Source organism: Bacteroides gallinarum DSM 18171 = JCM 13658, assembly GCF_000374365.1.
Taxonomy (GTDB): domain Bacteria; phylum Bacteroidota; class Bacteroidia; order Bacteroidales; family Bacteroidaceae; genus Bacteroides; species Bacteroides gallinarum.
In genome coordinates this window covers 1-12,670 of record NZ_KB894133.1, presented here as the reverse complement: position 1 = coordinate 12,670, position 12,670 = coordinate 1, and the positions used below count along the sequence as shown (strand labels likewise).

The 12,670-nt window shown below is 49.0% G+C and carries 11 protein-coding genes; all 11 read left to right on the top strand.

The genetic code is table 11. The features are described 5' to 3' along the window. Positions 1–912 carry a sulfate adenylyltransferase subunit CysD gene (gene cysD / locus C233_RS0111725; RefSeq protein WP_018667778.1) on the top strand — a complete coding sequence of 304 codons (912 nt, stop codon included), beginning with the start codon at positions 1–3 and terminating at the stop codon, positions 910–912. Positions 913–943: 31 nt separating this feature from the next. Continuing rightward, positions 944–2,404: a sulfate adenylyltransferase subunit CysN gene (gene cysN, locus C233_RS0111720; RefSeq protein ID WP_018667777.1), complete on the top strand. Its 1,461-nt coding sequence runs from the start codon at positions 944–946 to the stop codon at positions 2,402–2,404. 111 nt (positions 2,405–2,515) lie between these two features. Next, positions 2,516–3,622, top strand: a complete 1,107-nt coding sequence (locus C233_RS0111715; protein WP_018667776.1) for a cholesterol-responsive sulfotransferase — start codon at positions 2,516–2,518, stop codon at positions 3,620–3,622. A gap of 22 nt (positions 3,623–3,644) precedes the next feature. Further along, on the top strand, positions 3,645–4,610 hold the full coding sequence (locus tag C233_RS0111710; RefSeq protein ID WP_026314843.1) for a PCMD domain-containing protein: 966 nt from the start codon (positions 3,645–3,647) through the stop codon (positions 4,608–4,610). A 144-nt stretch (positions 4,611–4,754) separates the two neighbouring features. Further along, positions 4,755–5,180, top strand: coding sequence for a Holliday junction resolvase RuvX (gene ruvX, locus C233_RS0111705; protein WP_018667774.1), 426 nt, complete (start codon positions 4,755–4,757; stop codon positions 5,178–5,180). Positions 5,181–5,222: 42 nt separating this feature from the next. Continuing rightward, positions 5,223–5,777 (top strand): peptide deformylase, encoded by a 555-nt coding sequence (gene def, locus C233_RS0111700; protein WP_018667773.1) that lies wholly within the window; start codon positions 5,223–5,225, stop codon positions 5,775–5,777. A 117-nt stretch (positions 5,778–5,894) separates the two neighbouring features. After that, positions 5,895–7,940, top strand: a complete 2,046-nt coding sequence (locus C233_RS0111695) for a tetratricopeptide repeat protein (RefSeq protein ID WP_018667772.1) — start codon at positions 5,895–5,897, stop codon at positions 7,938–7,940. A gap of 79 nt (positions 7,941–8,019) precedes the next feature. Continuing rightward, positions 8,020–9,960 carry a threonine--tRNA ligase gene (gene thrS / locus C233_RS0111690; protein WP_018667771.1) on the top strand — a complete coding sequence of 647 codons (1,941 nt, stop codon included), beginning with the start codon at positions 8,020–8,022 and terminating at the stop codon, positions 9,958–9,960. A 118-nt stretch (positions 9,961–10,078) separates the two neighbouring features. Then, entirely contained in the window at positions 10,079–10,681 is a 603-nt protein-coding gene (infC, locus tag C233_RS0111685) for a translation initiation factor IF-3 (protein WP_018667770.1), read from the top strand. A gap of 65 nt (positions 10,682–10,746) precedes the next feature. After that, complete coding sequence (gene rpmI / locus C233_RS0111680) at positions 10,747–10,944, top strand: 50S ribosomal protein L35 (RefSeq protein ID WP_018667769.1); 198 nt, start codon at positions 10,747–10,749, stop codon at positions 10,942–10,944. A gap of 101 nt (positions 10,945–11,045) precedes the next feature. Then, positions 11,046–11,396: a 50S ribosomal protein L20 gene (gene rplT, locus C233_RS0111675; RefSeq protein WP_007214085.1), complete on the top strand. Its 351-nt coding sequence runs from the start codon at positions 11,046–11,048 to the stop codon at positions 11,394–11,396. The last annotated feature ends 1,274 nt before the right edge of the window (positions 11,397–12,670 follow it).

Sequence of the window (12,670 nt, the reverse complement as noted above, 5' to 3'; positions counted from 1 at the left end):
ATGAAAGAAGAATATAAACTGAGCCATTTGAAAGAACTCGAAGCAGAGTCCATTCATATTATCCGTGAGGTGGCTGCGGAATTTGAGAATCCGGTGATGTTGTATAGCATCGGCAAGGATTCTTCGGTTATGGTACGTTTGGCGGAGAAAGCTTTTGCTCCGGGCAAAGTGCCTTTCCCATTGATGCATATAGACTCTAAATGGAAGTTCAGAGAGATGATTCAATTCCGTGACGAGTATGCCAGGAAATATGGCTGGAACCTGATTGTGGAGAGCAATATGGAAGCTTTCCAGGCAGGGGTGGGGCCTTTTACGCATGGCAGCAAGGTGCATACCGACCTGATGAAGACACAGGCGCTGCTGCATGCGCTGGATAAGTATAAGTTCGATGCTGCTTTCGGCGGCGCCCGCCGTGACGAGGAGAAATCGCGCGCTAAGGAGCGTATCTTCTCTTTCCGCGACAAGTTTCACCAATGGGACCCTAAGAACCAGCGTCCGGAGCTGTGGGACATATACAATGCCCGTGTCCATAAGGGGGAAAGCATCCGCGTGTTTCCGCTGAGCAACTGGACGGAGCTGGATATCTGGCAATACATCCGCCTGGAGAATATTCCTATCGTGCCTTTGTATTTTGCCAAAGAGCGTCCTTGCGTGGAAATCGACGGCAACCTGATTATGGCGGATGACGACCGCTTGCCGGAACAGTACCGCGAAAAGATTGAAATGCGTATGGTGCGTTTCCGTACGCTGGGCTGCTGGCCGCTGACCGGCGCCGTAGAGAGCAGTGCCGATACTATCGAGAAGATTGTGGAAGAGATGATGACTACTACCAAGAGCGAGCGTACTACCCGCGTCATCGATTTCGACCAGGAGGCGAGCATGGAGCAGAAGAAACGCGAGGGATACTTCTAAGAAATAAAGAATTAAAACTGAAAATTGAAAAATGAACGATTCAAGACTTGATATAAAGGCTTTCCTCGACAAGGACGAACAGAAGGATTTGCTTCGTTTCCTCACTGCCGGTTCGGTAGACGACGGAAAGTCCACGCTTATCGGACGCCTGCTGTTCGATAGCAAGAAATTGTACGAAGACCAGTTGGATGCGTTGGAGCGCGACAGCAAGCGTATGGGAAATGCCGGCGACCACATAGACTACGCGCTGCTGCTGGACGGCTTGAAGGCAGAGCGGGAGCAGGGCATCACTATCGACGTGGCCTACCGTTATTTCTCCACGAACAACCGTAAGTTCATCATTGCCGACACTCCGGGACACGAACAATATACCCGCAACATGATTACCGGCGGTTCCACTGCTAACCTGGCAATCATCCTAGTGGATGCCCGCACGGGTGTCATTACGCAGACGCGCCGCCATACCTTCCTCGTATCCTTGCTGGGTATCAAGCATATCGTGCTTGCCGTTAATAAAATGGATTTGGTGGATTTCTCCGAAGAACGTTTCAATGAAATCGTGGGCGAGTACAAGGCGTTTATCGCTCCGCTGGGCATTCCCGACGTGACTTGTATCCCGCTTTCAGCGCTCGACGGCGACAACGTAGTGGAGAAGTCCTGCCGTACCCCCTGGTACAAGGGCGTTTCCTTGCTCGACTTCCTTGAAACAGTGCCTATCGACAACGACCATAACTTGCAGGACTTCCGCTTTCCGGTACAGTACGTGCTGCGCCCGAACCTCAATTTCCGCGGTTTCTGCGGTAAGGTGGCTTCGGGTATCGTCCGCAGGGGAGATGAGGTAATGGCGCTGCCCTCCGGAAAGAAATCGCGTATCAAGAGTATCGTGACCTACGACGGAGAGCTGGACTATGCTTTCCCGCCCCAGTCCGTAACACTGACGCTGGAGGACGAAATCGATGTCTCGCGCGGAGAGATGCTGGTGCATCCCGGCAACCTGCCGATGACGGAGCGTAATTTCGAAGCGATGTTGGTGTGGATGGACGAGGAGCCTATGGATGCGAACAAGTCTTTCTTCATCAAGCAGACTACCAATCTGAGCCGTACGCGTATCGACAGTATCAAATACAAGGTGGATGTCAATACCATGGAAGAACTTTCCGTTGAAAACGGCCGGCTTACGAAAGAAACGCTGCCGATGCAGTTGAATCAGATTGCCCGTGTGGTGCTGACTACTGCCAAAGAGCTGTTTTTCGACCCTTACCGGACTAACAAAGCTACCGGCGCTTTCATCCTGATAGACCCGATAACCAACAACACCAGTGCCGTAGGTATGATTATAGACCGGGTGGAAGATAAGGATATGCACCTTTCCGAAGACCTCCCGGTGTTGGATTTGCCGAAGCTTGGCATCGCTCCCGAGCATTATGAGGCGATAGCGGAGGCCGTGAAAGAGCTGGAACGCCAGGGGATAGCAGTGATAATTAAGAAATGAAAATTAAACATTAACCAATAAGGGTTGGACGATAGTTGCCGTATTGCCGCGAAAGAGAAAGATTATTTCCCGGCTTTCGACTTTCGCCCTTCAACTTTCAACTGAATAAGAATGGGCTTATTAGAATTTAACAAACTTCCGATAAATACACTTGTCGGTGCGGACTGGAAAACGTTTAACGCCATTACGAAAGGACGCGGAATAGATGCTGCATACAAAGGCAAATACCGGCTGACGAAGGCCGTGTGCCGCATGCTTTCCACGCTGTCCCCTTTGCAGGACAAACGCTACGAGAAGCTGTTGGCCGGCAAGCCGTTGGAGCACGACCCGGTATTTATCCTCGGCCACTGGCGCAGCGGAACAACTTTCGTGCATAATGTGTTCTCTTGTGACAAGCACTTCGGCTACAATACCACTTACCAGACCGTATTTCCGCATCTGATGATGTGGGGGCAGCCTTTCTTCAAGAAGAATATGAGCTGGCTGATGCCCGACAAACGTCCTACGGACAATATGGAGCTGGCGGTGGACTTGCCGCAGGAGGAGGAGTTTGCGTTGGCTAATATGATGCCGTATACGTATTACAATTTCTGGTTCCTGCCCAAGCACCAGCAGGAGTATGCGGATAAATACCTGCTGTTCGACGGCATAAGCGGCGAGGAGCTGAAGGTATTCGAGGAAACGTTTACCAAGCTTATCCGGATATCCTTGTGGAATACGCACGGAACGCAGTTCCTCAGCAAGAACCCGCCCCATACCGGGCGTGTGAAGGAGCTGGTGAAGATGTTCCCCAATGCCAAGTTCATCTACCTGATGCGTAATCCTTATACGGTGTTCGAGAGTACGCGCAGTTTCTTTACGAACACTATCCAGCCGTTGAAGCTTCAGGATATCACGCCTGCCGAGCTGGAACAGAACATCCTGTCCGTTTATGCCAAGCTGTATCATAAGTACGAAGCGGACAAGGCGAGTATTCCGGCGGGCAACCTCATCGAGGTGAAGTTCGAGGACTTCGAAGCCGATGCAATGGGAATGACGGAGCATATTTACGACGCATTGTCCATACCCGGTTTTGCAGAAGCGCATGCTGTCATTGAACGGTACGTAGGCGGCAAGAAAGGCTATAAGAAGAATAAATATAAATATGACGACCGTACGGTGCAACTGGTTCAGGACAACTGGGGCTTTGCACTGGAACAGTGGAATTATGAACTTTAATTGATTGCAGGAGAATAGAAAGATGATTCGTGAAAAGCTTCGTATGTTGAGTTTGCTGTCTGTGATACTTTGTAGCGTAGCAGTATCGGCGCAGCATAAGGTCGAGATGATTCCTTTTGGAGATATGAATCAGTGGATTGACCGCCAGATTAAAGAATCGGGAATTATCGGCGGCGCTACCAAGAATGTGTATGCTATCGGCCCTACGGCCACTATCCGCGAGAACAAGCCGTACAAGAACATGGGCGGCTCTCCCTGGGCTACTTCTAATGTAATGGCGCGTGTGGCGGGCATTACCAAGACCAATACCTCGGTGTTCCCGGAGAAAAGGGACGACGGCTTTTGCGCCCGTATGGATACCCGTATGGAGAGCGTGAAGGTGCTGGGCATCGTGGATATAACGGTACTGGCCGCCGGTTCCATATTCCTCGGCGATGTGCACGAGCCTATCAAGGGAACGAAAAATCCGCAGAAGATACTGAACTCTGGTATTCCGTTCACCAAGAAACCCGTTGCCGTCCAGTTCGACTATAAGGTGAAGATGTCCGACCGCGAGAAGCGTATCCGCGCCACCGGTTTCAGCAGGATAACCGATGTGGAAGGGAAAGACTTTCCCGAAATGAATCTCTTTTTGCAGAAGCGCTGGGAAGATGAGGACGGCAATATCTACGCCAAGCGTGTAGGCACGGTGGTGGTGCGTTACTACACCACTACGGACGGTTGGCGCAATAATGCCACCTATTCCATTATGTACGGCGATATAACGGGCAATCCGGAGTATAAGGCGCATATGATGCGCTTGCAGGTGCAGGAACGCTACGCCGTGAACAGCAAGGGCGAAAGCGTGCCTATCAAGGAGGTGGCATGGGGTACGGAGGACGATATTCCCACCCATATCCAGTTGCAGTTTACCTCCAGCCACGGCGGGGCGTATGTGGGCTCTCCGGGTAATTCGTTCTATGTGGACAATGTGAGGCTGGTGTACTGATTCGGTATCTGCCGGTAGCTGTAAAGTTTGCCTGCGGTGAAAAAACGCTCGATATGTATCGAATGGGATTTTCACCGCAGGCAAAATCTTTTTTGATACGTATGAAAAAGAGTTCAAATATTAATCGTAATTTTGTAGCCCATTATGAGTAGAATAATAGCTGTCGATTACGGTAAGAAGCGCACGGGTATAGCCGTCAGCGATACGTTGCAGATGATTGCCAACGGGCTTACCACTGTGCCTACGCACGAGCTGCTCGCCTTCATCACGGATTACGTGGCAAAGGAGCCGGTGGAGAGGATTCTTATCGGGCTGCCGAAGCAGATGAACAACGAGCCTTCCGAGAACATGAAACGTATCGAACCGTTTGTGCGTTCCCTGAAGAAGAGGCTGCCGGACATGCCGGTGGAGTATGTGGACGAGCGTTTTACTTCGGTACTGGCGCACCGCACCATGCTGGAAGCCGGATTGAAGAAGAAAGACAGGCAGAACAAGGCGTTGGTGGACGAAATCAGTGCGACTATCATTCTGCAAACCTATTTGGAGAACAGGCGTTTCTCCTCTTTATAAATGTATGGAAAATAATTCATAATTGATAATTCATAATAAAAAATGATTTTACCTGTTTATGTGTACGGGCAACCCGTATTGAGAAAAGTGGCAGAGGATATCGCCCCTGATTATCCGAACCTGAAAGAGCTGATTCGGAATATGTTCGAAACAATGAGCCATGCCGACGGAGTAGGGCTTGCGGCGCCGCAAATCGGGTTGCCGATTCGGGTGGTTACTATCGACCTGGATGTGCTGTCGGACGACTTTCCCGAATACAAGGATTTCCGCAAGGCATACATCAACGCCCATATCCTGGAAGTGTCGGGCGAGGAAGTTGCCATGGAAGAAGGTTGCCTGAGTCTGCCCGGTATCCACGAAACCGTAAAGAGAGGCAGCAGGATACGTGTGAAGTACCTGGACGAGGATTTGGTGGAACACGATGAGATTGTAGAAGGATACTTGGCGCGCGTCATGCAGCATGAGTTCGACCACCTGGACGGCAAGATGTTCATCGACCATTTGTCGCCCCTGCGCAAGCAGATGATAAAGGGAAAACTGAATGCCATGCTGAAAGGGAAAGCGCACTGTACTTATAAGGTAAAGACCATTAAATAAGGAAACCATATAATAAGGTATAAAAGGCTCAAAAAATATAAAAAGTATTCTGCATATCCTGATATATAAATGAATAAACGCTACTTTTGTTTTGTTTACAAGCATTTATAAAACAAGATGATAAAAAAGATATTACTGGCAATTCTGTTATTGCCCACGTTGTTATATGCGCAAATCAATACGGAGCGGGTAATGACTATTGCCAGGAACGCGTTGTATTTCGAGGACTACGTGCTTTCTATCCAATACTTCAATCAGGTAATCAATGCGAAACCTTATTTATACGAGCCTTATTTCTTCCGGGCGCTGGCTAAAATCAACCTGGACGATTTCCAGGGAGCGGAGGCGGACTGCGATTTGGCTATCCAGCGCAACCCCTTCGTGGTGGGCGCTTATCAGATAAGAGGTCTGGCACGTATCCGCCAGGATAAGTTCGACGGGGCAATCGAAGATTACAGGACTGCCTTAAAATACGACCCGGAGAATGTCGTGCTCTGGCATAACCTCTCCCTCTGCCACATGCAGAAGGAAGATTTCGAGTCTGCCAAGAAAGACCTGGGCAAGCTGCTGACGATAGCTCCCCGGTACACGCGGGCATACTTGATGCGTGGGGAGGTCAACCTGAAACAGAACGATACGATACAGGCGCTGAAAGACTTCGACACGGCTATCGGCATGGACCGCTACGACCCGGACGGCTGGGCGGCGCGTGCCATTGTCCGTTTGCAGCAGGCCGATTACAAAGCTGCCGAGAGCGACTTAGACCAGGCGATACACCTGAGCGCGCGGAATGCGGGCAACTACATCAACCGCGCCCTGGCGCGTTTTCACCAGAACAACCTCAGGGGAGCCATGAGCGACTATGACTTGGCGCTGGATATCGACCCCAACAATTTCCTCGGACACTACAACCGCGGTTTGCTGCGCGCGCAGGTGGGCGATGATAACCGTGCGATAGAAGATTTCGACTTCGTGTTACAAATAGAGCCCGACAATATGATGGCAACCTTCAACCGCGGTCTGCTGCGTGCACAGACAGGCGATTACCGTGGTGCTATCAGCGACTATTCCAAAGTGATAGACGAATATCCCAACTTCATGGCAGGGTACTATCATCGCGCCGAAGCCCGTAAAAAGATTGGCGACCGTAAGGGCACCGAGCAGGACGAGTTCAAGGTGATGAAGATGCAGATTGACAGGCGCAACGGCGCAACGACGGGCGGCAACGACAAGGATGTGGCGGACAATACGGGCGACGGTTCCGGACAGGACAACAGCAAAACCCGTAAGAAGTCCGACAAGAATATGGAGAATTACCGCAAAATCGTGATTGCGGACGACTCGGAAGCCGACCAACGTTACAAGAGCGCTTATCGCGGGCGGGTGCAAGACCGGAACGTGACTATCAAGCTCGAGCCCATGTATGCGCTGACCTATTACGAGAAACTGAGCGATGTGAAGCGCATGGTGCACTATCATAGATACATCGACGAGCTGAACCATTCGAAACTTTTCCCCAAGCCGTTGCGCATCACCAATATGGAGTCTCCGCTGACGGAGGAGCAGGTAAGTTTCCACTTTGCCCTGATAGATGCCCATACGTCGGACATCGTAGCAGACGACAGGAATGCCAAGAAGCGGTTTATGCGCGGGTTGGACTTCTATCTGGTGCAGGACTTCGCAAGTTCCATAGACGACTTTACGCAGAGCATTCTGCTGGACGATACCTTTTTCCCGGCCTACTTCATGCGTGCCCTGGTGCGCTGTAAGCAATTGGAATATAAGAAGGCGGAGGCCGGTATGAACGAGGGAGCCGTTTCGGGCACGCAGGAAGTGAAGAAGGCGGAAGTAACGGCCGTGGATTACAACATCGTGAAGAACGACCTGGACCATGTTATCCGGTTGGCTCCCGATTTTGTTTACGGTTATTATAACCGCGGCAATGTGCTGTCCATGCTGAAAGACTACCGGGCGGCGCTGGCCGATTACGACAAGGCAATCGAGCTGAACCCCGACTTTGCCGAGGCGTACTTCAACCGCGGTTTGACGAACATCTTCCTGGGTAACAACAAACAGGGTATCTCGGACTTGAGCAAAGCCGGCGAGCTGGGTATCGTTTCGGCCTACAACATTATCAAGCGGTTTACGAATACGCGGCAATAACATTTTTTTGCTAAAAAATAGAATATCAATAAAGAATTAGCTATTTTTGCGTTCTCAAAATTGAATTATACATAGCATTATGATAAAGATAACATTTCCAGACGGCTCCGTCCGCGAATACAGCGAAGGAGTAACGGGGCTGCAAATAGCAGAAAGCATTAGTTCGCGCCTGGCACAAGATGTGCTGGCATGCGGCGTGAATGGAGAAATTTATGATTTGGGGCGTCCTATCGATAAAGACGCCGAGGTGGTTCTCTATAAATGGGAAGACGAGCAGGGCAAGCATGCCTTCTGGCATACCAGCGCCCACTTGCTGGCGGAAGCTTTGCAGGAGCTGTATCCGGGCATCCAGTTCGGTATCGGCCCGGCTATCGAGAACGGTTTCTACTACGATGTAGACCCGGGCGAGGCTACTATCAAGGAAGCCGACCTGCCCGTTATCGAAAAGAAAATGGCGGAACTGGCAGCCAGGAAAGAAGCGGTTGTCCGGGAGAGTATCTCCAAGACGGACGCGCTGAAGATGTTCGGCGACCGCGGCGAAACTTATAAGTGCGAGCTGATTTCCGAGCTGGAAGACGGCCACATCACCACCTATACGCAAGGTGCGTTTACCGATTTGTGCCGTGGTCCCCACTTAATGACTACCGCGCCTATCAAGGCCATTAAGCTGACTTCCGTTGCCGGCGCTTACTGGCGCGGACAGGAAGACCGTAAGATGATGACCCGTATCTACGGCATTACCTTCCCCAAGAAAAAGATGCTGGATGAATACCTTGTCCTGCTGGAGGAGGCCAAGAAACGCGACCACCGCAAAATCGGCAAGGAAATGGATTTGTTCATGTTCTCCGATACCGTAGGCAAGGGGCTTCCGATGTGGCTGCCCAAAGGGGCTGCGGTACGCATCCGCTTGCAAGAGTTCTTGCGCCGCATCCAGTCGCGTTACGACTACCAGGAGGTAATGTGCCCGCCTATCGGCAATAAGCTGCTGTATATCACTTCGGGGCACTATGCCAAGTACGGCAAAGATTCTTTCCAGCCTATCCATACGCCGGAAGAAGGCGAGGAGTACTTCCTTAAGCCGATGAACTGCCCGCACCACTGTATGATTTACAAGAACTCGCCCCGCTCTTACAAAGATTTGCCTTTGCGCCTTGCCGAGTTCGGTACGGTTTGCCGTTACGAACAGAGCGGCGAGTTACACGGACTGACCCGCGTACGTAGCTTTACACAGGACGATGCGCATATATTCTGCCGTCCGGACCAGGTGAAGGACGAATTCCTGCGTGTAATGGACATCATCTCGATTGTATTCCAGTCTATGAACTTCGAGAACTTCGAGGCGCAGATTTCTTTGCGCGACAAGGTGAACCGCGAGAAGTACATCGGTAGCGACGAGAACTGGGAGAAGGCTGAGCAGGCTATTATCGAAGCCTGCGAGGAGAAGGGGCTGAAGGCGAAGGTGGAATACGGCGAAGCCGCTTTCTACGGTCCCAAGCTGGACTTCATGGTGAAAGACGCTATCGGCCGCCGTTGGCAGTTGGGCACTATCCAGGTAGATTACAACCTGCCCGAACGTTTCCAGCTTGAATATACGGGAGCCGACAACCAGAAGCACCGCCCGGTAATGATTCACCGTGCGCCGTTCGGTTCTATGGAGCGTTTCGTGGCTGTGCTTATCGAGCATACCGCCGGTAAATTCCCATTGTGGCTTACGCCAGACCAGGTAGCTATCCTGCCTATCAGCGAAAAGTTCAATGAGTACGCCCAGGAGGTCAAGGACTATCTGAAGAGATACGATGTGCGTGCCGTTGTAGACGAGCGTAACGAAAAAATAGGACGCAAGATTCGCGATAACGAGATGAAGCGTATCCCGTACATGCTGATTGTAGGCGAGAAGGAAGCCGAAAACAAGGAGGTTTCTGTCCGCAAGCAAGGTGAAGGCGACCAGGGAACCATGAAATTTGAAGATTTTGCTAAAAAAGTGAACGAAGAAGTTCAAAATATGATAAATAAATGGTAACTTTGCGCTCAATTGTAGAAGCATAGCATACATACATGTTCTAAAGACAGCTTTTACTTAACAAAAAAATAATTTGGTAGTAATAAACAAGAAACAAACTGGAAGTAAACGTTATTTAATGAAGAATGACAACTTAAAAGGGCAACACCGGATTAATGAGCAAATCCGTGCCAAAGAAGTCCGCATTGTGGGCGACGAAGTGGAACCTAAAGTATATCCGATAGCTCAGGCTTTGAAAATGGCTGAGGAAATGGAAGCGGATCTCGTGGAGATTTCTCCGAATGCACAACCCCCTGTTTGTCGTATTATTGATTACTCTAAATTTCTTTATCAGTTAAAGAAGCGTCAGAAGGAACAAAAGGCAAAGCAGGTTAAGGTCAATGTAAAGGAGATACGTTTCGGACCTCAGACAGACGACCATGACTATAACTTCAAGCTAAAACATGCCAAAGGCTTTTTGGAAGACGGCGACAAGGTAAAGGCGTACGTATTCTTTAAAGGCCGTTCTATCCTGTTCAAGGAGCAGGGCGAAGTGTTACTGCTGCGTTTTGCCAATGATTTGGAAGACTATGCGAAAGTAGACCAGATGCCGGTACTGGAAGGAAAGCGGATGACTATCCAGCTCTCTCCCAAGAAAAGCGCTGCCCCCAAGAAGCCTGTCGCACCGAAGCCTGCGGAGACTTCGAAGGTTGCTCCGGCTGAAGGAAAAAGCGAAGATTGAAGAAATGAGTAACGCCGTAGGTATAGTGCGTTGCCATATAATTAAATAATTTAAAAATAAGTAAGATGCCAAAGATGAAGACTAACTCCGGTTCTAAAAAGAGATTTACTCTTACCGGAACAGGTAAAATCAAGAGAAAGCACGCTTTTCACAGTCACATCCTGACTAAGAAAACCAAGAAGCAAAAGAGAAATCTGTGTTACTCTACACTCGTTGATGTAACGAATGTGAGCCAGGTTAAGGAACTCTTAGCTATGAAGTAATCAAAAGCGTACGAAGTATTATTAAAGTTATTAACCGGATGCATTAGCTTTAAGTCCGCTGCGTGAAGCACCGGCGCTAACATTCAAAAACAAGTAAAACTATGCCAAGATCAGTAAATCATGTTGCTTCTAGAGCAAGAAGAAAGAAAATTTTGAAATTGACCAGAGGTTACTTTGGTGCAAGAAAGAACGTTTGGACCGTTGCCAAGAATACGTGGGAAAAAGGTCTGACTTATGCGTTCCGCGACCGTAAGAACAAGAAAAGAAACTTCCGCGCTTTGTGGATTCAACGTATCAACGCTGCTGCACGTCTGGAAGGTATGTCTTATTCTAAACTGATGGGCGCGCTGCACAAAGCAGGTATCGAAATCAACCGCAAGGTATTGGCTGATTTAGCGATGAATCACCCGGAAGCTTTCAAGGCTATTGTTGCAAAAGCAAAAGCTGCATAAAGCTGGGGTAAAGAAATAACCCAACCCGCAAGGAGGTTGTACCAAGACTCACCGTTAGGATTACACGAGTTTCACAGATTGAACTAATAATTGATTATCGAGATAGATAATCAGTGAAAATACGTGTAAACTATGGTAAGAAAGAGTTTTGATGCAACCTCCTTTTGTTTTCGGAAATAGTGAGCAAGTGTGAAAACGTAGGGGGAGAGCAAACAATTTTCTGATTTTTCTTGTTTCTTTCGTAGAAACTTGCTACCTTTGAGGTAGAAAAAATAGCCGCATTGATTGGATCGGGAAACTCATCAATTTTAATGAAATACCGAGACAAGCTTCAGTTCTTAATGGCGGGCCACGCCCTTCGGGGTAACTCTTGAGTCGGTGGATTACAAAGAGGACGGGCACTCAAATCATGTCATACGGAGTTTCATCACATCATCGGTGCGGCTTTCTATAAAAGGGGAACGGTAATCTTGGTTGACTACCGTTCTTCTTTCTTTTTTCCCTTTCCTTTTCTTCTCATTACAATGTTCGGTTTCTTTCCGAATGCGTTGTATAATGCAGTAAAGCTGCGGATAAAACCTCGTTTTGCAGTTACAGGCTGTGCGGTTCGCAGTTGCGGGCTGTACAGCCCCCATATGCCAACCGTGCAGCCCGCAACTGCAGGCCGAAGAAATACTTGCAGGAAAAGGGGATTTTACCTGCTGTATAAGGAGGAAAATCATGCTGTAATGTGAGGTTTGTCCTTGTATTTCTGTTGTGAGGGTTAGGGGGAAGGCGTGGGTAAGTGTCGGCTATACCAGTTTTCACCACAGAATTACACGGATTGATACAAAATTGTACGGATTGGTATAGAACTGCACGGATTGGTATAGAACTGCACAGATTGGTATAGAATTGCACGGATTGGTATAGAGCTGCACGAATTGGTATAGAACTGCATGAATTGATACAGAATTACACGAGTCCACACAGATTGGAATTCCGACTATCCATTATCAGGTCTTGTCGGTTATTTATCCATAATAATCTGTGAAAATCCGTGTAATCCTGTGGTGATTTGATATACGCTCCTGTTTACCGTTGCCTGTACAGTATTAAGATTGCCGGTCTATGATATTTAGGGATATTCAGTAAATGTCCCTAAAAAAACAAGATGGCATATGAAGCTGATAGAGCATAACCACTTCATATGCCATTATTATTGTCATTTTTCTGTGCTTTCTCACGTAATTCTATCCGGTAGGACATGAAGTTCTGGAAGAAGTCTGATGACC